This window comes from Arthrobacter sp. S2(2024) (genome assembly GCF_036662515.1).
Taxonomy (GTDB): Bacteria; Actinomycetota; Actinomycetes; order Actinomycetales; family Micrococcaceae; genus Arthrobacter.
Map to the genome: position 1 here is coordinate 50,847 of NZ_JAYKZI010000006.1, position 24,122 is coordinate 74,968.

The following is a 24,122-nucleotide window of genomic DNA, read 5'->3' on the forward strand; positions in this document are numbered from 1 at the left end:
CCATCCCCCGAGGCACATGTATTGCTGATCGTGAGACTACCGCTCCGAAAGTTCCCCGGCGGGCAGACGCGCCGGTCAAAAAGGCTGGCTTTCTTGCGGGCAACCGACGCGTTAAACAAGTGAAAGAATGACCACATGGCACGGGCAACGTTGCGCATTTTCCTCGGGGCAGCCCCGGGAGTAGGGAAGACCTACGCCATGCTTGAGGAGGCTCACCGGCTGCGCGGCCGCGGTGAAGACGTGGTGGTGGCCTTCGCCATGGACCATGGGCGCAGCGACACCCGTGCCTTGATGGACGGATTGGAAGTCATCCCGCCGCACACGATTGCGTACCGGGACACCAGCTTTGAAGAGATGGACGTCGACGCGGTCTTGGCACGCAAGCCGCGCATCGCCGTCGTCGACGAATACGCCCACTCGAACATCCCCGGAAGCCGCAACGCAAAGCGCTGGCAAGACGTCGAGGAACTGCTCGACGCCGGCATCAACGTCCTCTCCACCGTCAACGTGCAGCACCTGGCTTCCCTTGGTGACGTCGTGAGTGCCATCACCGACGTCCGGCAGGCGGAGACAGTGCCCGACGACGTCGTGCGGCGTGCCGATCAAATCCATCTTGTGGACATCTCACCGGAGCTGTTGCGGCAACGGCTGGGCGACGGCAAGATCTATTCGGCGGACAAGATCGACGCTGCCCTGTCCAACTATTTCCGGATGGGCAACCTGACGGCATTACGGGAACTGGCGCTGCTGTGGCTGGCCGACCGCGTGGACGAAGGGCTCGCGAAGTACCGTTCGGAACAGGGGATCGAGGCGAGCTGGCCCGCCCGCGAACGCATCGTCATCGGCCTCACAGGCGGGCCGGAAGGGGAGGTCCTTGTCCGCCGGGCCGCCCGGATCCTCAAGCGCGTCAATGGCGGCGACCTGCTCGCCGTGCACGTCCGCGCCGCTGATGGTGTGGCTTCGGAATCTCCGCGGGCGCTGGAAGCCCAGCGCCTGTTGGTCCGGGACTTGGGTGGCAGCTACCACACGGTGGCAGGGGAGGACCCAGCGAAGGCCTTGCTTGACTTTGCCCGCAGCGTGAACGCGACGCAGATCGTCGTCGGGATTTCCCGGCGCCGGAGCCTCGTCGCCAGGCTGACCGGGCGGGGGATCGGCAACCGGGTGGTGCGTGACTCCGGCGATATTGACGTGCACATGGTTTCGCATCCCTTGGGCGGCCGGGGCGTGGACCGTCCACGGCAGCGGGACCTTGGTCGCACAAGGGTGATCGTCGGGTTTGCTATGGCGGTGGTCCTGCCGGTTCTTTTGCAGCTCCTGCTGGCGGCGAGTCCTTCCCACAACATCACGACGGCGGTGCTCCTCCAGTTGACGGGCTCGGTTGCCGTCGCCCTGGTGGGCGGGTTGTGGCCCGCTCTGCTCGGTGCCTTGTGGAGCAGCCTGTTGGTGAATTTCTTCTCCATACCGCCTGTGGGGACCCTGACCATCAGCGACCCCGAGAACATCATCGCGTTGCTGGTTTTCGTGGGCGTTTCAGCCGCTGTTGCGGCCGTGGTGGACGTCTCGGCCAGGCGCTCCAAGGAAGCCGCCCGTGCCCGTGCCGAGGCCACCACCCTGGGTGACCTCACGCGCGGGGCATCGAGCGCCGAGGACACCGTCGAAGGACTTTTGAAGCAAGCGTTGGACGTATTCCAGATGCGCGGGGCTGCGTTGTACAGGGCTGGCACCGCGGGCCCGGGCGGCGGGACAGCGGGCGGCTGGCGCCTCGTCGCCAAGGCCGGAGAGGCCGCACCCCTCCCTGCCGACGGGGGCGAAAACACCGAACAGATCGACGCCGGAACCCGCCTGGTCCTGTCCGGCCGCATCCTGCCAGCCAGCGACCGCCGCCTACTCAGCGCCTTCGGCGCGCACCTTTCGGCCCAGCTCGAGCGGCGGCAATTGGCGGCAAGCCGACGTGAAGTCAGGCGCTTGGCCGAAAGCAACACCATGCGAACCTCCATCCTGCGCGCCGTCTCCCACGACTTGCGGACTCCGCTGGCCGGGATCAAATTGGCCGTCGGCGGCTTGCGGCAAAGCAACGTCCACTACACACCGGAGGAGGAGCAGGAACTGCTGGCAACCATCGAGGAATGCTCGGACAGGCTCGACGTCCTCGTGGGGAACCTCCTGGACATGTCCCGCATTACCTCGGACTCGGTGAACGCCCTTATTCGCCCGGTGCGCTGGTACGAAGTGATCCCCACGGCCCTCCATGGCATGCCGCCGGGGCGGGTGCGCGTCGACCTGCCCGGGAACATGCCGGAGATCGACGCCGACGCCGGGATGCTGGAACGCGTTATCGCAAACATCGTGGAGAATGCCATCAAGTACGCTCCGGATTCCGATGTTGTGCTGGTGGGAGCCGCTGGTGGCTTCAGCTCGTCCACCCTGGACGGGAGGCCGTCCGGAGAACTGCGCATCATCGACCACGGCCAAGGAGTCCCCGCCGAAAGCGTCGTCAGGATGTTCCAGCCATTCCAGCGGCTCAACGACGTCCCTTCCACCACCGGGGTTGGCTTGGGGCTCGCCGTGGCCAAGGGATTCACGGAGGCGATGGGAGGCACGCTCACCGCGGAAGAGACTCCGGGCGGCGGCCTGACCATGGTCATCCGGCTTCCGCTATCCACAGGGGTCGCGTTCCCGCACGAGGAGGCGCAAGCTCCCCTGGAGGCGCAATCCGTTCTTTTGCAGCACCGCCACATGCCGCCGTCGGGCAGTCCGGATAGCGCCTCGAGGGAGGCGGGATGAGCCACGTCCTGGTGGTGGACGACGATCCCCACATCGTCAAGGCCTTGCGGATTACGCTCCAAGCGCACGGTTACACTGTGGCCACAGCGTCCGACGGCGAATCGGCCTTGCGCTCTGCCGCCCAGCACCCGGTTGGCGTCTTGATCCTCGACCTGGGGCTGCCAGACATCGACGGAACCACAGTCATCACCCGCTTGCGTGAGTGGAGTAGCGTACCCATCCTGGTCCTCTCCGCACGTCACGGCTCGGACGACAAGGTGGAAGCTTTGGACGCCGGCGCGGACGACTACATCACCAAACCGTTCGGGCTCGACGAGCTGCTCGCGCGCCTCCGGGCGATCCTGCGGCGCACCTCTGACCCGGGCGAAGAAGCGCCCGTGCTGGTCACTGAATCGTTCACTGCGGACCTTGCCATGAGACGCGTGACGCGCGACGGCGAAGACGTCCGCCTCACGCCGACGGAGTGGAGGATCCTGGATCTTTTCGTGCGCAATCCCGAGAAGCTGATCACCCAACAGCAGCTCCTCAGCGAGGTGTGGGGCCCGGCCTACGCCAAGGAGGCCAATTACCTGCGCGTGTACATGGCCCAGCTCCGCCGGAAACTGGAACCGGAGCCCGGGAACCCGCGCCACCTGATCACCGAGGTAGGGATCGGGTACCGGTTCATGCCGTGAGGCGGGCTGCGGCAGCATGACCGGCAAACTCCACAGTCTCCCCGGCCTCGACAAGCCGCGCATACGCGCCGCCTGAATCGCGAAGGTTTCCGGGCGTTCCGAACTCCACGATGGCACCGCGCGAGAGCACTGCGAGCTGATCGGCTTTCTCCACGGTGGAGAGCCTGTGGGCGATGGTGAGCGTAGTCCGGCCGACGGCCAGCCGGTCGAGCGCCGCCTGGACATGGGCCTCGGTTGCGTTGTCCAGGGCGGAGGTAGCTTCGTCGAGGACCAGCACTTTCGGATTGCGCAGGATGGTTCGGGCAATCGCCAAGCGCTGCTGTTCTCCTCCGGAGAAGCGGTGGCCCCGAGCGCCGACCATGGTGTCCAGGCCGTCGGGCAAGCTTGCGATCAGGTCCGCGATCTGTGCCGAGGCCAGCGCGCTCCACAGCACTGCGTCGTCCGCGCCGGGTGCAGCCAGCAGCAGGTTTTCCCGGATGGTGTCGTGAATCAAGTACGTCTCCTGGGACACCACGCCAACGATTTTCGTCAGGTCCTCAGGGGCGATGTCGCGCACGTCGACGCCGTCAATGGTGATCCGCCCGGCGGTGGCGTCATGCAGGCGCGGGACCAGCGAGCCCAGCGTCGATTTGCCGGAGCCCGTGGGGCCCACGATTGCGGTGCTGGTGCCGGCCGGAAGCGTGAGGTCGACGTCGAGCAGAACGTCCGTGCCGCCGTCGTACGCGAAACGGACGCCCTCAAAGCGGACCTCGCCGCGCACTGCGGCCGGGTCCAGCGGGACGGGCCGCGCCGGGGGAGTGATCTCGGGAGCCAAGTCCAGGTACTCAAAGATGCGGCTGAACAGGGCCATTGCGGTGACCCATTGGACGCCGAGATCCAGCAAGCTCATGACCGGGCGGAAGATGGCGCCTTGCAGCGCGGTGAACGCCACGAGCGTGCCGATGGTCATGCCGCCGCTGGTGACGGGCAGTCCGGCGGCGAGGTAGATCAGCGCCGGAATGGCCGAGAAGATTATGCCCATGGTGGACATGCGCCAGCGGCCGGCCAACTGGGAGCGCATCTCCAGGCCGATCAGCCTTTTGGAGCTTTCCGTGTAGCGGTGGGCGTCGCGTTTGGTGGTTCCGAGGGTTTTGGAGAGCCTGACGCCGGAGACTGACAGCCCTTCCTCGACCTGGGTGTTCATGGTGGCCAGCTCGCTTTGCAGCGTTGACGTGATGTTGCGCCGGAGCAGGGCCACCCGGCGCGTGAACCAAACAGCCGGCGGTATCACTATCAGGGACAAGAGCGAGAGCCCGGGCGAAATGGCCACCATGGCGATGGCGGTGGCAATGGCCGTGGTCAGGTTGGACGCAACACCGGTCGCGGTGGAGGTGATGACTTGCTGCAGGCCGGAAATGTCGTTGTTCAGCCGCGACTGCACCTCGCCACTGCGGGTCCGGGTAAAGAATCCGAGCGATTGCTTTTGCAAGTGGGTGAACAGGCGCGTGCGCAAGGTGTGCATGATCTTCTGGCCCATGCCCGTGGTCATCCACGTCTGCAGCACGCCGATCAGCGCAGTTGCGGCGGCCACGGCGATCAATCCGGCGGCCAGCCACGCGAGCAGTGGCAGATCCTTGCCGGGCAGCGCGACGTCGATGATGTGGCGGACCAGGAACGGCTGCGCCAGGCCGATGATGCTGGAAGCGCTGATGAGAAGCACGACGACGGCGATGGTCGCCTTGTGCGGGGTGAACAGCCCGGCGATCCGTTTGAGGCTCACGGGGTGCTGTTTCAACTGGGTACGGTCCGCGGGATTGAGGCGGGCGGGGCCGCGGCCGGGACTTCGGGCTCCGACGCCCGGTCGATGGGGATTTTGGGTGAGGATGTTCTCCGTCATAAGCACCACCTCCAGTGGCGAGCGGGGCGCGGGAATCGCGCCTACTAATACAGAGGTTACCTCACTATGTGGCTACAGGTCAAATTGCTAGACTGACAGAATGCAGTCACAGCCCTCAGATTCTGCCGACCTTGGCGATCTCTTCCATGCCGCCTTCCGGGGGCTGCGCCGGACCTGGGCCGAGCAGCTGTCTCCGTGGGAGCTGACGCCGCACCAATGGCGGGCGCTGATGACTCTTATGCGCCCGGCGCCAGGGGACCCGATTCGGCTGAAAGACTTGGCGGAACGGCTGCGCATTGCGCCACGATCGGCCACGGAAGTGGTGGACCAGCTCGAGGTCAAAGGCCTCGTCCGCCGCGATCCGGACCCCACGGACCGGCGCGCCACCCTCGTCGCCGCCACCAGGGACGGGCAGCAACTCTTTGCGAAGATCAGCGCTGAAAGGCGTGGCAAGTCTTCCGAGTACTTTGCCCGGCTCAGCGCAGAAGATCGCGCCGAATTGGCCCGGATTCTGGGTCAGCTCGGGGACTGAAGCGAACGCCGCCCGCCTGCCAAGTTGCCGCAGAGTAGGTAGAGTCGAAGCCATGACTCGCCGGAAGGTTCCAGTTGCCCTCGTCGCGCTCCCTTTCGCGTTGTGCCTGATCGCACTTGCGCCAGCAGAGAGAGCGGGGGCCGCAAACTGCGATTCGCAAGGGCTTCTGGGGGTGGTTGGCATGTGCTCTCCCGCCAACTCCCCATCTCCCCGGCCATCGGAAAAACCCACTCCGTCGGCCACGGCTATCCCGCCTGTACAACCGCAGCCCCAGCCGGATCCCGGCGTCGCGGTTCCGTCCGGTGGCGCTTCAACGCCTTCGACGGCGGTGACCGTGCGGGCGGACCCAACTCAGGCCGCGCCACCGGCGGCAACCACAGCTACAGTGCCTTCGCCGATCGTTTCCAGCCTGAGCCCCTCGACGCAAAATTCAACCTCTGCGGCGACCGCTACCCGGATTGACCCGGGCGCCCCCGCCCAGAGTGACCATCCCATTGCTCCAAGCGTTTCAGTGGCTGGAATCCTGTTGGCCTTCGGCGGAACCCTCATCGCCGCAGGCGGAGTGGTAGGCCTCAGAAGATATCCGCCGCTCTAACCCCCGGCCCGCGGAGTTCATCGGGAAACAGGTAATAGCGGACCCTGCCTCATTCCGGTGGCCATTCCTAGGATTGAAAGCAAGTCGACAAGCTTTCACTAACAAGGAGAACCCCATGACCGAACCATCCCGTGCCCAGCAACTCGTCGGAGACATCTCGCCCAAACTTGCCTCACTCACCGACGACGTTCTCTTCGCTGACGTCTGGGAACGCCCCGAATTGGCCAAGCGGGACCGGAGCCTCATTACCGTTGCCTGTCTCGTGACAAGCGGCAGCACTGAACAGCTTTTTGGCCACCTGCGTCTCGCGAAGGCAAACGGACTCAGCGAAACCGAATTGAGCGAGGCTATTACGCACCTGGCGTTCTATGCGGGCTGGCCCAAGGCGATGTCCGCCATGGCGGTCGCCAAGCAGGTGTTTGCCGAGTAGCCAAGTCCGCGCGAGTAGCCAAGTCCGCGTCAGGGGCGCTTGGCGCCCCTAGCCCGGCTTGCTGCCGGAAGTCAGGCCTGCGGGGTGTGCCCCTGGAGTGAGGCAATCTGTGCACGCGCGGCTGCGATGAGTTCCTCGTTAGTGTTGGCGTGGCCGTTGAGGCCCCAGCCGCCGTCGGGCGCTTCTGTGAGCAGGACCCAGGTTCGATCAGGCAGCGTCGGGTCCGCGGCCGCCGTCGCGACGAGCGCGGTGAGTTGTTCGACAACGGCGAGCTGCTTTTCGCGGTTCAGCGCGCCCGCGTTCGTGAGCACCTGGACGCGCACGTAATTGCTGTCGCCGTCGACATTCGACAGATCCCCCGCCGGGAATTCATGGATGAATGCCGCCGTGTTCTTGCGGAACATCGGGATATCCGGCACCTGCTCCACACGCATCACCGTCGACGCCAGGTCAATCGCGAGCTGGTGTTTGTCTGCGAAAGTCCCTGCGGTGGCGTACACGTCGATCATGGGCATGATGCTTCTCCTCTTCGATGCAGTTCAACCGTCATGTGCGTTGCCATCCTTGCACCTTGCTGTCACCGTGTCTTCCTCTGGGCAATCATTTGCGGATCGTCCGGCTTGACGTCCTTGGAAGTGCGGTTCTTCGGCCTGTGCGGCATGACCGGTTCGGATGCGAAGCGTCGTGGGCCGCTCCACATTGATGGCGGGGCATCGATCGCGTAGGCAAGGGCGTATGCGACCCTTTCGTAGTTGACGCGCCAGCCCCTGAAATGTGGCCATGCTTGCTCCGCCGTCACCTCAATCGGGTAATCGACAGTCCTCAGGAGTTCCACGGCCGCTTGAAAATCTTCAAAGGTCACATCTAGTTCGGAATCGGGATCGGGGTCTTCCTCGACCGGGATACGAATGGCCCGGGCCACTTGGTTCAGGCAGGTGAATCCCATCCGAATGACCAGCCGAGCCCGGGTGCTCGGGGCGGACCCCGGACTCAGGGCAAGCTGCAACGCGGCCGCGTCCATGACGCTGAGGAGGGAGTTGAGCCAGTTCGATTGCGGTGAAGGCGAACGGAACCATACCAGCGTCAGGTAGGTGCTGTGTGATTCGGCGACATCCGCGGCCCATCGCTCCCACCTTTGGTAAAGCTCGCTGAGCTCGCTGGTGCTGGTTTGGGCGGCCATCCCAAACCGTGTGCGCACCAGAAGCTCGGGTCCCCATGAGGGTGAGCCTGCCCTCGATACGAGGAGCGTTACTTCCGCCTCCCGCCTGTTGAAGGCTGCATAGAGCGTTGGCAGATAACCGATCTGCAGAGCGATCACGATCAACCCGGTATAGGCGGCGACGTAAACCAACACGGTGTTGCCGACATTCGATGGAGCAGCATAGCCAAGCGTGAACATCGCGGAGCCAGCCTCGCTTGCGGCTTGCCAGAGGTCACCGTCGACGAAGGGAAGAAGCAGGAGACTGAACGACAAGTCGAACACGATCACCCAAACCAGCAGACGGACGAACAGCGCCATGGGGGACTGCCAGGCAAGGATCCGATCACGTACTTCGTACGAGGAGACGGGCTTAGTGATGACAAAGAAGATTTTCGCAGTGACCAAATGGGTCATCCGTGAAAGGTTGCTGTGCAGCGGACGTGGCACGATCAGCGTTCCGATCACGCTCATCCAGTTCAGGAGCAACGCAAGCAACCCGACTGAAAAACATGCCCACACGAATACAGTCAATGTGCTCTTTCGACATTGTTAGACACCAATTCAGCTATTGACCACCGGTAGGTACAAAGCTGATGAGGCTCGTATCATTCATTCCACCCTCGGATCTTGTCAAGGGTAAGCGGCTGCGCCGTACTTCGGTGCGACGTCACTAGCAAAGCATCGCCGGAGAGTTAGGGAGTAACCATCGTGGCACGCCATCTTATCCTCGGCGCCGGACTCGTAGGCGGGACGCTCGCGAGGCAGCTCTCCGCCCGTGGAGACCAGGTAACTCTCGGCACGCGCAGCGGCACTACGGTCCCCGGGGCGACTCCCGTGAAACTGGACGCGAGCAGCCCGGCCGACGTGACAGGGGCTGCGCGTGGAGCCGACACGATCTTCGTTTGCACCAATCCGCCCTACACCAATTGGGTAGCCGATTGGCCTCCGATCTTCGACGCTGTGATCAAGTCGGCGCGTGACTCCGGGGCCGGTCTTGTGCTCATGGGCAACCTCTATGCGTACGGCCCGCCGGACGGTCCGATGACCGAGCATTCACAGCTCGCCACCACCGAGAAGAAGGGCCTTGTGCGCAAAGCGGGTTGGGAGAAAGTCCTTGCCGCGCACGAACGCGGTGAAATCCGGGCCGTGGAGGTTCGGGCGAGCGACTACTTCGGTCCTGGGGCGGCGGGGATGTCGACTCATCTTGGCGGCGGCTTTTTTCAACCACTCCTGGCCTCCAAAACGGCGCGTGTCGTGGGGGACCCCGTACTGGAGCACAGTTGGAGCTTCCTGCCCGATATCGCCGCGACACTTATCGCGGCCGCAGACCACCCGGGCGAATGGGGACGGGCCTGGCATGTGCCGAGTGCATCCGTCCCGCGCTCGGAAATCGCGCGGCAGGTGAATGAGCGGTGGGGCGTGAAGGGCCGGGTGGCCCCGATCCCGCAGTGGTCACTTAAAGCCCTCGGCACCGTCATTCCGATCATGCGCGAGATCTCAGCTTCCAGCTACCAATTCACGATGCCCTTCGTGATCGACTCCGAGGAGACGCGGAAGATGCTGGGTGTTAAGGCAACATCGTGGGACCAAGCACTGGAGGTCACTGTGGACAGCTACCGTAAGCCCGAAACGAGCCATTCGGTGCGGTGACTAACCCGTCCGCTCAACCGCCGCAAGAATGGCCTCGCCGAGTTCATGGGGCTTCGTGAACTGGGGCCAGTGTCCGGTGGGCAGATCCATGAATTCCACGTCGTTGATGCGCGCGAGCTCAGCTACGAAGGGGTGGCCGGATTCGATCCACTCGCCGAGCAGGCTGGAGGGGAACTCGCACGCGATGATGGTGGCGGGGACGTCGTAGCGGCGCACATCGTGCAAGCGCTGCTTATCCGTGGTCACGTTCTTTGGCTCCGGGATGGCGCGTGCCCGGAACGCGGCCCGCAGCTCCTCGTTGAGGTCCACGAGGTCCTCGTTTTCGAACAGCTCCCATGGCGGCAAGGGCACGGCATCGCCCTCGACAGGCAGTTCGTCGTTGATGACGCCGCCCTCGCCAAGCGGTCCGCTGTCCACGTAGACCGCCCGGACCACCCGGTCCGGGCGGGCGTCGACGGCGCCGTGGATGATGGCACCTCCACCGGAGTGGCCGACCAGTACAACAGGACTGCCAACGGCGTCGACGGCTGCCACTACTGCCTCGATGTGATCCCTGAGGCCGATACCGGACCTCGGGGCGTCAATTGCCTCCAGCCCAGGCAGCGTGAGCGGGTGGACCGTGTGGCCCGCAGCAACGAGCGGCGGCGTGACCTCCGACCACGAAGAAGCGTCCAACCAGAATCCGGGAACCATGATGATGTCCATGCCGGTACCCTACGACGGGCCACCGACAGAATGAACCCTTGCGTTGGTCCCGCACGCCGGAACGCGCCAACAGCTCAGACCGCTGCGGTCCGTCCCGATCGCAGGAGGGGCGCGAAGAACGCGGCGAGTTCCGCCGTCGCGGTCAAGGGCAAGACGTTCGCCACGTACTGGTCCGGCCGCACCACCACCACGACGCCGCCGCGGTCAACGCCGCGCAACTCGAAGATGTCTGCCGAAGGATCGGTGCCGTAGACGTTCTCAAGGTAGGTGAGCTTGAACGGTCCGACCTCCGGCTTGAATGCTTCCGGCACCGCTCCGATGTCGACGCTCGTGTGCTCCTGCTGATAGATCACCTTCACGTCGAACCACGCGTCCCGGTCAGCGCCCGACGGCGTTGCGGCCAGCGGCGAGTCCGGCGAGTTCGCGATCCACTCGGCAAAGTCCGAGATGGGCGACGACCCCCCTTGTGCCGTCCCGGCCTTGCCTGCGTCCGCGAACACGTAGATGCGCCACCGTCCGTCAGCCTTGGCCTGGTGGCCGAGTTGCAGCGGGTTGGTATCGCAGACGCGCACCACGGGCGCCGACTTGAAACGCTTGCCGATCGTGAATCCCTTGGCCAGGTCTTGGTGCGCAGGCTCGGCGATGAGCGGCGAGGGGGCGTAGTGGGTCATGAAGCCGGCCGGAAACTCCGCGGTGCTCACGTAGAAGTTCTCCAGCTCGGTGGGGTCCTCGAATTCTTCGGGCTTCTTCGCCATGAGCGTGGACCACTCTTTGTCGAAGTCGATGAGGTTCTTGGCAACCACTTGGCGCTCGGCGGAGTATGTGGACAGCAGGCTCTCCGGGCTGCGTCCTTCGAGTACGTGCCCGAGCTTCCAGGCCAGGTTGAAGCCGTCCTGCATGGAGACGTTCATGCCTTGGCCGGCCTTGGCGCTGTGCGTATGGCATGCGTCGCCGGCAATGAACACACGCGGTGTGCGGGTGCCGCGCTGGTCCGGCAGGACGTCGTCGAACCTGTCCGTGAGGCGGTGGCCCACTTCGTACACGCTGTGCCAGGCGACGTTACGCACATCGAGCGTGTAGGGATGGAGGATGTCGTTGGCCTTGGAGATGATCTCCTCGATGGTGGTGTTCCGCACGGAGCGGTTGTCGTTCCGATCCACCTCGCCAAGGTCGACGTACATGCGGAAGAGATGGCCGCCTTCGCGCGGGATCAGGAGGATGCTGCCGCCCGTGCCGGACTGGATGGCGCACTTCGTGCGGATGTCGGGGAAGTCCGTGACGGCAAGGACGTCCATGACGCCCCAAGCGTGGTTGGCCTGGTCGCCGGCGAGGGTGCAGCCGATCGACTCGCGCACCTTGCTCCGCGCGCCATCCGCGCCCACGACGTATTTGGCCCGGACAATGCGTTCCTGGCCCTCGTTTGGTCCGGCGGTGTGGAGGAGCGTGACGGTGACTGGGTAGTCACCGTCATTGGTGACTTCGAGGCCGCGGAACTCGTAGCCGTAGTCGGGGGTCATGCGGGTGGGGGAGTTCGCCATGTACTCGGCGAAGTAGTCCAGCACGCGCGCCTGGTTGACGATCAGGTGCGGGAATTCGCTGATATCCCCGGTCGGATCGTCGAGGGCCCGCGCGGTACGGATGATGCGTGAAGGGTCTGACGGGTCCGGCTTCCAGAACGCCATCTCGGTGATCCGGTACGCCTCGGCAATGATCCGCTCGGCGAATCCGAAGGCTTGGAATGTCTCCACGCTCCGGGCCTGGATCCCGTCGGCCTGCCCGATCGCGAGCCTGCCGGGGCGACGCTCCACGATACGGGTTGTGACGCCCGAGAACTGGGACAACTGCGCGGCGGCGAGCATGCCGGCGGGCCCGCTGCCGACGATGAGTACGTCGACCTCGTCGGGAAGATCAGTGGGTCTGTTGATGCCGACGCCGGCGGCCGCCTGGACACGCGGGTCGCCGGATACATAACCGTTGTGGTGGAACTGCATGGGCTTTCCTCACTTCATTGTGCGGTTGTTCAATTATAGAACTGTGAATTCTTTATTTGAACCTTTGTTTGGATTCATACTGTACGGCAGGCGTGACGGGGGCTACAAGGGCCTCACGATCCGTCCGGGGATGCAGGGGGTTGACGTCCCGAAACTCCAGGGTCATAGTTATCGTATACGATTTCGTACTCGATGAGGAGTGAAACTTGGAACAGGTCACCGACCACACCCTGGCCGCGGCCCGCAAGGTCATCGCGGTGCATATCAACTACCCCAGCCGGGCAGCGCAGCGGGGCCGGATGCCGGAGCAGCCGTCGTACTTCCTGAAGCCTTCGTCGTCCCTTGCCCTCAGCGGCTCAACGGTGGAGCGTCCGGCTGGCTGTGAACTCCTCGGGTACGAGGGCGAGATCGCGCTGGTGATCGGCACGCCCGCCCGCCGCGTGGGTCTGGAGGACGCCTGGGACCACGTCGGGTGGGTCACGGCCAGCAACGACCTGGGCGTCTATGACCTGCGCTACGCGGACAAGGGTTCCAACCTCCGGTCCAAGGGTGGCGACGGCTTCACCCCGGTAGGCCCCGCGCTCATTCCGGCCGCCGACGTCGACCCCTCCGGGCTGCGGATCCGCACCTGGCACAACGGCGAACTCGTCCAGGACGACACCACCGAAGAGCTGCTGTTCCCCTTTGCGCGCCTCGTCGCCGACCTTTCCCAGCTCCTCACCCTCGAACCCGGCGACATCATCCTGACCGGCACCCCGGCCGGCGCCTCCGTCGCCCGGCCCGGCGACGTCGTCGAGGTTGAAGTCACCGGCGGCGGGCTCAGCAGTGGCCGCCTGGCCACCACAGTCGCGGAGGGTACGACGCCGTTCGCGGACTTTGGTGCCCGGCCCAAATCCGACGACACGCAGCGGGAGGAAGCGTACGGTTCCCGCGAAGCGGCCGGGTTGCCGCGGCTGGAAAATCCGGCGCCCGTCCTGAGCCCGGAGCTGAAGAAGAAGCTCGAAAGCGTGGCGACCGCGACGTTGTCCAGCCAGTTGCGCAAGCGCGGGCTGAACAACGTGAGCATCGACGGCCTGCAGGCCACCCGCCCGGACCGCCGCGTCGTCGGGCTCGCCCGGACGCTGCGCTATGTCCCCAACCGTGAGGACCTCTTCACGACCCACGGCGGAGGGTTCAACGCCCAAAAACGGGCGATCGACTCCGTGAACGAAGGCGAGATCCTGGTCATGGAGGCCCGGGGAGAAAAGGGCACAGGGACCGTGGGAGACATCCTGGCGCTGCGTGCCCAGATGCGCGGTGCCGCGGCCATCATCACCGACGGCGGCGTGCGGGACTTTTCCGCCGTGGCAGGACTGGACATGCCCACCTACTTCGCCAACCCGCACCCCGCCGTGCTGGGCCGGCGCCACATCCCGTGGGACACGGACATCACCATCGCCTGCGGCGGGGCCACGGTCCAGCCCGGGGACATCATCGTGGCCGATTCGGACGGGATCCTGGTGATCCCGCCGGCCATCGCGGAGGAGCTGGTGGATGAGTGCATCGAGCAGGAGAAGGAAGAGGCCTTCATCTTCGAGATGGTCAAGCAGGGCAACAGCGTGGACGGTTTGTATCCGATGAACGCGCAGTGGCGTGCCCGTTACGAGGAGTGGGAAGGAGCCCAAGGTGACTGAAACCGCCGTAAGCAGCACCGCCGTCGGGAGCAAGTCCGAGCAGGCTTACGCGGCCGTGAAGGCGCGCATCGTGGAGGGCACGTACACGCCGGGATACCGGCTGGTGCTGGCCAAGATCGCCGAGGACCTCGGCGTGAGCGTGGTCCCGGTCCGGGAGGCGATCCGCCGCCTGGAGGCCGAGGGGCTCGTGACGTTCGAGCGCAACGTCGGCGCCACGGTCTCCGGGATCGATCCGACGGAGTACCTGTACACGATGCAGACCCTGAGCATCATCGAGGGAGCGGCCACGGCATTGTCGGCCCCCCTGATCGATTCTGTGGCGATTGCCCGGGCCCGTGCGGTCAATGCCGAGATGCGCGACTGCCTGGAGCATTTCGATCCGGTCCGCTTCACGGCGCTGAACCAGGACTTCCACAGCGTGCTCTTCGAACACTGCCCCAACCCGCACATCCTGGACCTCGTGCACCGGGGCTGGAACCGCCTCGCCTCGATCAGGGCCTCGACGTTCCGCTTCGTCCCCGGCCGCGCGCAGGAATCCGTCAAAGAGCACGAGGCGCTGCTTCAGCTCATCGAAAGCAACGCCGACGCCGACACCATCGAACAAGCCGCCCGCCGCCACCGCAGCGCCACCCTCGACGCATACCTCGCACAGACCAACGCGGGGTCACTTAGCGCCCATTAGAGGGCCCAACATGGGCCGTAAGTGACCCCGCGTTCCAATAGCAAAGGAGAAAACAATGACGTTCACTGCACCAGAAACCACCCATTACGTCCCGAAGGACCTTCCCACCCACATCCAGCACTTCATCAACGGCGAATTCGTTGACTCGGTCAGCGGGAAGACCTTCGACGTCCTGGACCCGGTCTCCAACACCAACTACGCCACCGCAGCGGCCGGGCAGAAGGAAGACATCGACCTCGCCGTTGCCGCGGCCCGCGAAGCCTTCGTGAACGGCCCGTGGCCGAAGATGAAGCCGCGCGAACGTGCCCGCGTCCTGAACAGGATCGCCGACGCCGTCGAAGCCCAGGAGGAGCGCCTCGCCGAACTGGAGACCTTCGACACCGGCCTGCCGATCACCCAGGCCAAGGGCCAGGCGTTGCGTGCGGCGGAGAACTTCCGCTTCTTCGCGGACCTGATCGTGGCCCAGTTCGACGACGCCATGAAGGTCCCGGGCTCCCAGATCAACTACGTGAACCGCAAGCCGATCGGCGTCGCGGGCCTGATCACGCCGTGGAACACCCCGTTCATGCTCGAGTCCTGGAAACTCGCCCCCGCCCTGGCCACCGGCAACACCGTGGTCCTGAAGCCGGCCGAGTTCACCCCGCTCTCGGCCTCGCTCTGGGCGCAGATCTTCAAGGACGCAGGCCTGCCCGACGGCGTGTTCAACCTCGTCAACGGCCTCGGCGAGGAAGCCGGTGACGCCCTCGTCAAGCACCCGGACGTGCCGCTGATTTCCTTCACGGGCGAGACCACAACGGGCCAGACGATCTTCCGCAACGCCGCCGCCAACCTCAAGGGCCTGTCCATGGAGCTGGGCGGGAAGTCCCCGTGCGTCGTGTTCGCCGACGCCGACCTGGACGCCGCGATCGATTCGGCACTATTCGGGGTCTTCTCCCTCAACGGAGAACGCTGCACCGCCGGTTCGCGGATCCTCGTCGAACGCGCGATCTATGACGAGTTCTGCGAGAAGTACGCCGCCCGCGCGAAGAATATCGTCGTCGGCGACCCGCACGACCCCAAGACCCAGGTCGGCGCACTCGTCCACCCCGAGCACTACGAAAAGGTCGCCTCGTACGTGGAGATCGGCAAGTCCGAAGGCCGGCTGCTCGCCGGCGGAGGCCGCCCGGAAGACTTGCCCGCAGGGCTCAACAACAGCAACTACATCGCGCCGACGGTGTTCGCCGACGTCGCGCCCGACGCCCGGATCTTCCAGGAGGAGATTTTTGGCCCGGTTGTCGCGATCACCCCGTTCGAGAACGACGACGAAGCCCTCGCCCTGGCGAACAACACCAAATACGGCCTGGCGGCCTACATCTGGACCCAGAACCTGACCCGCGCGCACAACTTCGCGCAGAACGTCGAGGCTGGCATGGTGTGGCTCAACAGCCACAACGTCCGGGACCTGCGCACCCCCTTTGGCGGGGTCAAGGCCTCGGGCCTGGGCCACGAAGGCGGCTACCGCTCCATCGATTTCTACACCGACCAGCAGGCCGTGCACATCACCCTCGGCGCTGTGCACACCCCGAAGTTCGGCGCCTGACCCCGCCCAGCCCAACTACCTCGCACTTGTTGTCGTTATGGGGCTCCAAAACGACACTTACTGCGAGTCAGTTGGGCGGCACCCGGCACCAAAGGCGAGCATCCCGCCGTCGAACACCACAGACCCTTTCAAAGAAGAGAGAACCCCATGAGCAACTTCGTCCCGACCCCCACCGTCCCGGCGCCGGATATCGTCCGCTGCGCCTACCTTGAACTCGTGGTCACGGACCTCGCCAAGTCCCGCGAGTTCTACGTTGACCTGCTCGGCCTGCACGTCACCGAGGAAGACGAGAACACCATCTACCTGCGTTCCTTCGAGGAGTTCATCCACCACAACCTGGTCCTGCGCAAGGGACCGGTCGCCGCCGCGGCAGCGTTCGCGTACCGGGTGAAGTCCCCGGCCGAGGTCGACGCCGCCGAGGCCTACTACCGCGAGCTCGGCTGCCGGGTGGAGCGCCGCAAGAACGGCTTCACCAAGGGCATCGGGGACTCGGTCCGCGTCGAGGACCCTTTGGGCTTCCCGTACGAGTTCTTCTACGACGTGGAGCACGTCGAACGCCTCACCCAGCGCTACGACCTGTACTCCGCCGGTGAGCTGGTCCGCCTGGACCACTTCAACCAGGTCACCCCGGACGTTCCCCGCGGCCGGGCCTACCTGGAGGACCTGGGCTTCCGCGTGTCCGAGGACATCAAGGATTCCGACGGCGTCACGTACGCCGCGTGGATGCACCGCAAGCAGACCGTGCACGACACCGCCCTGACCGGGGGCAACGGCCCGCGCCTGCACCACATCGCCTTCTCCACGCACGAGAAGCACAACATCATCCAGATCTGCGACAAGATGGGCGCCCTGCGCATCAGCGACCGGATCGAACGAGGCCCGGGCCGGCACGGCGTGTCCAACGCGTTCTACCTGTACATCCTGGACCCGGACGGGCACCGCATCGAGATCTACACCCAGGACTACTACACCGGTGACCCGGACAACCCCACGGTCACCTGGGACGTCCACGACAACCAGCGCCGCGACTGGTGGGGCAACCCCGTGGTCCCGTCCTGGTACACCGAGGCCTCCCTCGTCCTGGACCTGGACGGCAACCCGCAGCCGGTCGTCGTCCGCGAGGAAAAGAGCGAAATGGCGGTCACCGTGGGTGCCGACGGCTTCTCGTACACGCGCCAGCCCGAGGACGGCCCCTCGGGGGAAAAGAAGGGCTTCAAGGTCGGCTCGCAGCTCTAGGCCGGCGGCCCTCAACGTATGCTGACCGCAGGATGGCCGAGCCGAACGGAGTGTGGAGATGCTTGACCCGAAGACGATAGAAACCATTGCCGACGAACTAGTAGAAGCAGGCCGGAACCGGACCCCGGTTCCGCGCCTGACCGCCCGCTACCCGGAGATGACGGTGGAGGATTCCTACGCCGTCCAGCAGTTATGGCGGCGCCGGAACGAGGACGCCGGCCGGAAACTGGTGGGCCGCAAGATCGGGCTGACGTCCAAGGCCATGCAGGACGCCACCGGCATCACCGAACCGGACTACGGCGCGATTTTCGATGACATGGTCCTGGACACCGGCTGCTCCGTGGCCTGGGACCAGTACACCCACCCCCGGGTCGAGGTGGAACTGGCGTTCGTGCTCAAGAAGGACCTCTCCGGGCCCGGCTGCAGCATCTTCGACGTCCTGAACGCCACCGACTACGTGGTTCCGGCCCTCGAGATCCTGGATTCCAGGATCGAGATGGAGGGCCGGACCATCGTGGACACCATCTCGGACAACGCGGCCATGGGTGCCATGGTGGTCGGCGGACGCCCGGTCCGCCCGGACGCCGTCGACCTCCGCTGGGTCTCGGCGATCCTGTACAAAAACCAGGTGGTGGAAGAAACCGGCGTCGCCGCCGGCGTCCTGGACCACCCCGCCAACGGCGTGCACTGGCTCGTTAACAAGATCGCCCCGCATGGCGACGGGCTGAAGGCCGGGGAGATCATCCTCGCCGGCTCCTTCACCCGCCCCCTCTGGGTATACAAAGGCGATACCGTCCACGCCGACTACGGACCCTTGGGAGTTGTCACATGCCGGTTCGAGTAGAACCAGACCGCACGTTCCGCCAAGCCCTGGCCGCCGCGGACAGGCCACTCGCCGGCATGTGGGTATGTTCCGGCAGCCCGCTCATCGCCGAACTATGCGCCGGGGCCGGGCTGGACTGGCTCCTGATCGACGCCGAACACAGCCCCAACGGCCTCGAATCCATCCTCGCCCAGCTCCAGGCCGTCCGCGGCTACCCGGTCCAGGCCGTGGTCCGCCCGCCGGTCAACGACACCGTGCTCCTCAAGCAATACCTGGACCTGGGCGTGCAGGACCTGCTCATCCCCATGGTCAACTCCGCCGCGGAGGCACAGGCCGCCATCGCCGCCGTCCGCTACCCGCCGCACGGGGTCCGCGGCGTCGGCTCCGCCCTGGCCCGGGCGTCGCGCTGGAACCGCATCCCGGACTACCTCGCCCGCGCCGCCGAAACCATCAGCGTCACCGTCCAGATCGAAACCGGGGCCGCCGTCGCCGCCGTCGAGGAGATCCTCGCGGTCGACGGCGTCGATGCCATCTTCCTCGGCCCCTCGGACCTCGCGGCGTCCATGGGCCTCCTCGGCGAACAGGAACACCCCACGGTGCGCGCCGCCGTCGAGCACTGCCTCGCCGCGGCAAAGACCGCGGGCAAACCGGCCGGCGTCAACGCCTTCGGCGAGGCCACGGCCCGTGCTTACATGGACGCCGGTGCCTCGTTCCTGCTGGTCGGCGCCGACGTCGCGCTGCTGGCGCGCGGCACCGAAGCCCTCGCCGACAAGTTCATCCCAACAAACCCCGACGGCGGAGCGCCCTTAGGCGGGACAGGTGACGCCCCGTCGAGCTACTGAACTAGGTAGGTAGTCGGTACTCTTCCGGAGGTCCTTGGACGGAGCTACATTGGATATCCCGAGGCCGCTCGGGGGCGGTCGAGGAGGGGGTCGGCCGCAATTTCAATGGAGCATGCCGTGGTCCCGCAACCAGATCTCAATCCTCAACAAGCCGCAGCCATCGCCGAATCGCCGGCTGCACGGCGTCCAGGCCCCGTGGAGTACGATCTGCGGGCTGTTTACGTCCCGCAGTCCGGGCTGTTCCTGGATGATGAGGGGCGCGAATTCTTTGTAACCGCCGTGGAATTCTGGGAGCACGCGACGGTAGTCAGTCTGTGCTGGAAACGCAGGCCCATGGCAGGGCAGGGAAGTCCGCCCCTGGTTGCCACGGATGAGCACGACCGGGTGCTGGGCGTGAAGCGCATTTGGAACGTTGGTGCGCGGTCGATCCAGCATTTTGAACCGATCTCGACGTCGGCCCGCGCATTGACGGTGCTCATCGCGAGGAAAACGGGAACACAGGAACTGTTTAGCTGCAGGACGCCCCCGGAAAAGAAAGACGCAACGAAGTAAGCTAGGCGGAGCGCGCGATGCCCCGCGTTGACCGGCGGATATGCTCGGGTGTGAGACCGGTCAGCGAGGCAAGTTCAAGGTCATCGCAGGCTTGGGTGCGGAGCGCCGTGACAATCAACGCTTCCCGCTGATTAACGATCCGGTCGCGATGCCTTTCGGCTGCTTTGAGTTGCTCGCTTTTCGCCCTCAGGCCATCCACATGCGCGCCTCGCGTGAGCCCGCTCGGGTGAAGGTCGTCATAAGCCAAACCGATGGTTCGGACAGCCCGAATGTTTTCCCCGGTCACCGCCGAAATTGTGGCCAACGTGAGCCCGTCTTCAAGGGCCTGGGCGATCATCTCGTTGCGGGCAGCGGTCAATGTGCGGATGGCGCTCGAAGCATGGGACAGGAGTTGCCTGTGCGCCGCGAGGGCGTGCGTGAGCTTGGCACGCTCTCCTTTGGCCACGGTTTGGGACCGGGCTGGAACCTTGGCCCGGTAGGTATACCTGCCGGTGGTTGACGGGCCCGGAAGGGACCCGGATTGGGCTGGCATTGGATCCCTTTCGGACTCTTCGCGAACTTCTGATCTATGAAATCTAGGCGGTGCTTGCAGCGCCGCGGAAATACCAATACCGCGTGAACCCATAAGCGAAGTGCATGGAAGATTCCCATATAGGGTTGAAATGTCCCTAAACGACCACAGAATCCCTATATAGGTCAGGTGGTCATAAGGGCCTCTTATTGATCCACGCACATTAGGTCTTATCCACGGCGCCCGGCAGTGCCTAGTCTCGAAATTGGGGATTCGACACCCGAATCCTGAGTTTCACGATTCTGGAGAAGACAAATGTCCGAGTACCTGCCGGCGTCGAGGGTCACACGCATCAAGTCCTCAGCGAGCGTTGCGGCCGCCGCCCGCGTCCGTGAACTACGAGCCGAAGGCATCCCGATCATCGACCTGACCGTCGGCGAGCCGGACTTCGACACCCCTGACCACATCAAGGCGGCAGCGATCGAAGCGATCAACGCCGGCCAGACCAAGTACACCTCGGTGACTGGAACGCCGGAACTGCAGACCGCCATCCTCCGCCGGATTGAAAGCCACACCGGCGTGCATTACGCAGCGAACCAGCTGACCATCGGCGGCGGTGCCAAGCAAGTCCTCTACGTAGCACTCATGGCTTCGCTCAACGAGGGCGATGAAGTCATCGTCCCCGCACCGTACTGGGTGTCCTACCCGGACATGGTCCTCGCCAACGACGGCACGCCCGTGATCGTCGCTTGCGGAGAAGACACCGGCTTCAAGCTCACACCGGCCGCCCTCCGCGAAGCCATCACGCCCAAGACGAAATGGCTCATCCTCAACGCTCCGTCCAACCCGACGGGAGCCGTGTACACACGCGAAGAACTCCAGGCCCTGGGTGCCGTCCTTGAGGAATTCCCGCATGTCTACATCCTCACGGACGAGATCTACGACGAAATCCACTTCGGCGACGGCCGGGTGACCAGCCTCGTCACGGCGGTTCCGACCCTCCGCGACCGCATCCTCCTGGTCAACGGAGTCTCCAAGGCCTACGCAATGACCGGTTGGCGCCTTGGCTACGGCGTGGGTCCAGCGCCTTTGATCGCGGCCATGAACAAGCTGCAGTCGCAGACTTCCTCCTGCCCGTCGTCGGTCAGCCAGGCAGCTGCGGCGGCCGCCCTGAACGGCGACCAGTCGTTCGTCCGGGACAGCGTGGAGGTGTACCGCAAGCGCCGGGACGTCGCCGTCGAGGGCCTCAACGCCATAGACGGACTTTCCGTCGCGCCGGCCGAGGGTGCCTTCTACGCTTACGTGAATTGCAGCGGCGTCATCGGCAAGACCGCTCCGGACGGCACGGTCATTGAGAACGACCAGGACTTCACGCTGTACCTCCTCAACGCGGCTGCGGTCGCCGTCATCCAGGGTTCGGCCTATGGCCTTGGCCCCTACTTCCGGATCTCCTTCGCCACATCGCTGGAGACCATCAATGCCGGCGTGGACTCGATCCGCAAGGCAGTCAGCGCCCTCAACTAAGCCCCACGGGCACCCCAGAAGCCAGCCAAGAGAAAGATTCAGGAAATGATCCACGTCAAGACCAAGATCCAGAGGCCGGACGCCGACGTCGTCAGCCGCCTCGCGGCGTTCTCCTCCGCGACCATCCACGAAGCCCAGGGCCGCCGCGGCGCCCTGAGCTCCAAGATCAAGCCGATCGACCGCTCGATGTCCTTCTGCGGCCCGGCCGTGACCGTGGCCTGTGCCCCGCAGGACAACCTCATGCTGCAGGTGGCCATCCACTACGCCCAGGCCGGCGACGTGGTCCTGGTCGGTGCCCAGGAATTTTCCGACGCCGGAACGTTCGGCGACGTCTTGGGCAATGCCATGAAAGCCAAGGGCATTGCGGCGATGGTGACGGATTCCGGCGTGCGGGACACCCAGGACCTCATTGAATTGGGCCTGCCGGTATTCTCGGGCAGCGTCTGCATCAAAGGCACGGTCAAGGAAACCCTCGGACCCATCAACCACCCCCTGGTGTTCGGCGATGAGATCATCTACCCCGGAGACATCCTCCGCGGTGACGCTGACGGCGTCGTTGTCGTCCGCCGTGAGGAAGCGGAGGAGGTCATCGCGCTCTCCCAGGCCCGGGACGACGCCGAACGCGAGCTCATCAAGGCCTACCACGCCGGCGGCACAACCATCGAGTTGTGCGGACTAACGGAAAAGCTGAAGGCCAAGGGACTGCTGGTCGAGGACTGATTGTCACGCTGGGGCCGGTCACCGAATGCGGTGGCCGGCCTTTTGCGCGCCCGTTTCCGGGCACGAAGAAGGCGCCTTGCCTGGGGCAAGGCGCCTTGGGTGGTTAGTCGAGTCAGTCCAGTCCGGGGCGTCCTGGCCGTGCGTCGACCAGGTACCACTCGATGCTTTGTCCGGCATGGGGCGGCATGAGGCTTCCTTCGAAGACGAAGAGGGGCTCGCCCACGCCGCCCAAAGGACGCCAGAAACCGTTCCTAGGGCAGTGGAATCCGGTCCGTGCGCTGATCGTTCCGAGGGTTGGATTCGAAACCCACCGGGTCTGGCTGATCTTTTTCACCGCTGTTTCCTTTGATTGGGTTCACGGAATCCGCGAGCCGCTTTCGAATTACTTGCTAATTCGATAATAGGAAATAAAAATGCCCGTGAATAAGACCAAAGATGTCTGTCCGGATAAGGCAATGTTATGGATGGATCAACCCTAGGATGGATCGGCCGCGTACTTGCTGATCAACTGTTGCTGCAGCATCTCCTTGACCAGGATGAGCACGGCCGAGGCGGCCTCTGACAGCGGTTCGTGGTCGGGGGTGCACAGGGCGATCTTGCTCTGCAGGGCCGGTTCGACGATCCGCAGGACCTTGAAGTTCTCATCAGGGAAGAGCGCATCGGCAGCCGATTTCGGCAGCACGGTGGCCCCGAGGTTTGCGCGGATGAGCCGGACAAGCGACGGAACCGACTCCACTTCTCCTACGAGCCGCAGGGGCAACCCGTGCTCGGCCAGTCCCTTTTCGATGATCTGGCGCAGGGTGTGGTTCTTTTCGGGGAGGAACAGTCCAAGGGTGCTGGCTTCTTCAAGAGTGACAGTAGTGCGGCCCTGGGCAACATCGACGTCTTCGTGGGTGACCAGGTGCAGGTCTTCCACGATCATGGTGGTGAACTGAACCCCGCGGATCTTCCCCGGCTCGTAGATCAGGGCCATGTCGAGGCGCCCGTTCTTAATTGCTTCGCTCAGCACGCCCCCGAAGATCTCGGTCAAATGCACCACGATGTCCGGGTATCGCCGGCCGACCTCCCGGATGATCTGCGGTGTGAGGCTGGAGGCCATGCTGTACGGTGCGATGGCGATGGACACCCTGCCCGATGGTGCGGCCCCGGATGTCGCTACGTCCTGCCGCGCTTGTTCAACAAGCCGCAGGATGGTCTGGGCATGGCGGTAGAGTGTGTGCCCCGCGGCGGTCGGCTCGACACCTTGCTTACTGCGGATCAGCAGGCGCTGCTTCAAATCGCTTTCCAGTGCCGACACCTGCTGGCTGAGGGCAGGCTGGGCGACGTGGAGCGCTGCAGCGGCCTTGGTGATGCTCCCCGAATCGACGATCTTTACAAAATATGAGAGCTTCCGCGTATCCATCGGTCTGCCTTCCTCCAAGTCCACTTGGGGCCTGGATGCCATAAGGAAATTCTATGTAGGGACACACAATCCGTCTTTGTGTGACCTGTCTCTCAGCGACTAATTTGAGATCCACATCCCCATGGTGGCGTTTCCCAACC

Annotated in this window: 23 protein-coding genes; 15 read left to right on the forward strand and 8 right to left on the reverse strand. The window is 64.6% G+C overall.

Annotated features, from left to right (window positions below):
• Window positions 1-135: 135 nt before the first annotated feature.
• Window positions 136-2,784 carry an ATP-binding protein gene (locus tag VLA65_RS13750; RefSeq protein ID WP_332602831.1) on the forward strand — a complete coding sequence of 883 codons (2,649 nt, stop codon included), beginning with the start codon at window positions 136-138 and terminating at the stop codon, window positions 2,782-2,784.
• Window positions 2,781-3,458 (forward strand): response regulator, encoded by a 678-nt coding sequence (locus VLA65_RS13755; protein ID WP_284988923.1) that lies wholly within the window; start codon window positions 2,781-2,783, stop codon window positions 3,456-3,458. The genes VLA65_RS13750 and VLA65_RS13755 overlap by 4 nt, the downstream gene beginning before the upstream one ends.
• Here the strand turns inward: VLA65_RS13755 and VLA65_RS13760 are convergent.
• On the reverse strand, window positions 3,448-5,334 hold the full coding sequence (locus tag VLA65_RS13760) for an ABC transporter ATP-binding protein (protein WP_307053191.1): 1,887 nt from the start codon (window positions 5,332-5,334) through the stop codon (window positions 3,448-3,450). The genes VLA65_RS13755 and VLA65_RS13760 overlap by 11 nt on opposite strands.
• A 100-nt stretch (window positions 5,335-5,434) precedes the next feature.
• Here VLA65_RS13760 and VLA65_RS13765 point away from each other — a divergent pair, with 100 nt between their 5' ends.
• From VLA65_RS13765 to VLA65_RS13775, 3 genes are all read left to right on the forward strand, one after another.
• Window positions 5,435-5,866 (forward strand): MarR family winged helix-turn-helix transcriptional regulator, encoded by a 432-nt coding sequence (locus VLA65_RS13765; protein ID WP_284988925.1) that lies wholly within the window; start codon window positions 5,435-5,437, stop codon window positions 5,864-5,866.
• Between the two features lie 183 nt (window positions 5,867-6,049).
• A complete protein-coding gene (locus VLA65_RS13770; protein WP_332602832.1) occupies window positions 6,050-6,328 on the forward strand; it encodes a hypothetical protein in 279 nt (92 codons plus the stop codon).
• Window positions 6,329-6,576: 248 nt separating this feature from the next.
• Window positions 6,577-6,891, forward strand: a complete 315-nt coding sequence (locus VLA65_RS13775) for a carboxymuconolactone decarboxylase family protein (protein ID WP_307053193.1) — start codon at window positions 6,577-6,579, stop codon at window positions 6,889-6,891.
• Between the two features lie 71 nt (window positions 6,892-6,962).
• Here VLA65_RS13775 and VLA65_RS13780 read toward each other — a convergent pair whose 3' ends face one another.
• Together VLA65_RS13780 and VLA65_RS13785 are read right to left on the reverse strand one after the other, a co-directional pair.
• Window positions 6,963-7,406 (reverse strand): hypothetical protein, encoded by a 444-nt coding sequence (locus VLA65_RS13780; RefSeq protein WP_332602833.1) that lies wholly within the window; start codon window positions 7,404-7,406, stop codon window positions 6,963-6,965.
• 62 nt (window positions 7,407-7,468) lie between these two features.
• Window positions 7,469-8,623: a hypothetical protein gene (locus VLA65_RS13785; protein WP_306964584.1), complete on the reverse strand. Its 1,155-nt coding sequence runs from the start codon at window positions 8,621-8,623 to the stop codon at window positions 7,469-7,471.
• Between the two features lie 177 nt (window positions 8,624-8,800).
• Here VLA65_RS13785 and VLA65_RS13790 point away from each other — a divergent pair, with 177 nt between their 5' ends.
• Complete coding sequence (locus VLA65_RS13790) at window positions 8,801-9,742, forward strand: NAD-dependent epimerase/dehydratase family protein (protein ID WP_332602834.1); 942 nt, start codon at window positions 8,801-8,803, stop codon at window positions 9,740-9,742.
• Here VLA65_RS13790 and VLA65_RS13795 read toward each other — a convergent pair whose 3' ends face one another.
• A complete protein-coding gene (locus VLA65_RS13795) occupies window positions 9,743-10,447 on the reverse strand; it encodes an alpha/beta fold hydrolase (RefSeq protein ID WP_284988930.1) in 705 nt (234 codons plus the stop codon).
• 74 nt (window positions 10,448-10,521) lie between these two features.
• Window positions 10,522-12,438, reverse strand: coding sequence for an FAD-binding monooxygenase (locus VLA65_RS13800; RefSeq protein WP_332602835.1), 1,917 nt, complete (start codon window positions 12,436-12,438; stop codon window positions 10,522-10,524).
• Between the two features lie 206 nt (window positions 12,439-12,644).
• Between VLA65_RS13800 and VLA65_RS13805 the strand changes: the two genes are divergently transcribed.
• The 7 genes from VLA65_RS13805 (at window position 12,645) to VLA65_RS13835 (ending at window position 19,825) form a co-directional block, all read left to right on the forward strand.
• A complete protein-coding gene (locus tag VLA65_RS13805) occupies window positions 12,645-14,111 on the forward strand; it encodes a fumarylacetoacetate hydrolase family protein (protein WP_332602836.1) in 1,467 nt (488 codons plus the stop codon).
• On the forward strand, window positions 14,104-14,793 hold the full coding sequence (locus tag VLA65_RS13810) for a GntR family transcriptional regulator (protein ID WP_332602837.1): 690 nt from the start codon (window positions 14,104-14,106) through the stop codon (window positions 14,791-14,793). Before VLA65_RS13805 ends, VLA65_RS13810 begins: the two co-directional genes overlap by 8 nt.
• A gap of 55 nt (window positions 14,794-14,848) precedes the next feature.
• Window positions 14,849-16,372: a 5-carboxymethyl-2-hydroxymuconate semialdehyde dehydrogenase gene (hpaE, locus tag VLA65_RS13815; RefSeq protein ID WP_284988934.1), complete on the forward strand. Its 1,524-nt coding sequence runs from the start codon at window positions 14,849-14,851 to the stop codon at window positions 16,370-16,372.
• Between the two features lie 147 nt (window positions 16,373-16,519).
• Window positions 16,520-17,608, forward strand: a complete 1,089-nt coding sequence (gene hpaD, locus VLA65_RS13820) for a 3,4-dihydroxyphenylacetate 2,3-dioxygenase (RefSeq protein WP_332602838.1) — start codon at window positions 16,520-16,522, stop codon at window positions 17,606-17,608.
• A 58-nt stretch (window positions 17,609-17,666) separates the two neighbouring features.
• A complete protein-coding gene (hpaH, locus tag VLA65_RS13825) occupies window positions 17,667-18,452 on the forward strand; it encodes a 2-oxo-hept-4-ene-1,7-dioate hydratase (protein ID WP_332602839.1) in 786 nt (261 codons plus the stop codon).
• Entirely contained in the window at window positions 18,437-19,273 is an 837-nt protein-coding gene (locus VLA65_RS13830; RefSeq protein ID WP_332602840.1) for an HpcH/HpaI aldolase family protein, read from the forward strand. Before hpaH ends, VLA65_RS13830 begins: the two co-directional genes overlap by 16 nt.
• 117 nt (window positions 19,274-19,390) lie before the next feature.
• Window positions 19,391-19,825, forward strand: coding sequence for a hypothetical protein (locus VLA65_RS13835; protein WP_284988937.1), 435 nt, complete (start codon window positions 19,391-19,393; stop codon window positions 19,823-19,825).
• A 1-nt stretch (window position 19,826) separates the two neighbouring features.
• Here VLA65_RS13835 and VLA65_RS13840 read toward each other — a convergent pair whose 3' ends face one another.
• Entirely contained in the window at window positions 19,827-20,357 is a 531-nt protein-coding gene (locus tag VLA65_RS13840; RefSeq protein WP_284988938.1) for a hypothetical protein, read from the reverse strand.
• 294 nt (window positions 20,358-20,651) lie between these two features.
• On the opposite strand from VLA65_RS13840, the gene VLA65_RS13845 reads away from it, so the two are divergent.
• Together VLA65_RS13845 and VLA65_RS13850 are read left to right on the forward strand one after the other, a co-directional pair.
• Complete coding sequence (locus VLA65_RS13845; protein ID WP_332602841.1) at window positions 20,652-21,860, forward strand: aspartate transaminase; 1,209 nt, start codon at window positions 20,652-20,654, stop codon at window positions 21,858-21,860.
• 45 nt (window positions 21,861-21,905) lie between these two features.
• A complete protein-coding gene (locus tag VLA65_RS13850) occupies window positions 21,906-22,580 on the forward strand; it encodes a 4-carboxy-4-hydroxy-2-oxoadipate aldolase/oxaloacetate decarboxylase (RefSeq protein ID WP_332602842.1) in 675 nt (224 codons plus the stop codon).
• Between the two features lie 112 nt (window positions 22,581-22,692).
• Here VLA65_RS13850 and VLA65_RS13855 read toward each other — a convergent pair whose 3' ends face one another.
• Together VLA65_RS13855 and VLA65_RS13860 are read right to left on the reverse strand one after the other, a co-directional pair.
• A complete protein-coding gene (locus VLA65_RS13855; protein WP_332602843.1) occupies window positions 22,693-22,914 on the reverse strand; it encodes a hypothetical protein in 222 nt (73 codons plus the stop codon).
• A 141-nt stretch (window positions 22,915-23,055) separates the two neighbouring features.
• Window positions 23,056-23,982, reverse strand: a complete 927-nt coding sequence (locus VLA65_RS13860) for a LysR substrate-binding domain-containing protein (protein ID WP_059388746.1) — start codon at window positions 23,980-23,982, stop codon at window positions 23,056-23,058.
• Between the last annotated feature and the right edge of the window lie 140 nt (window positions 23,983-24,122).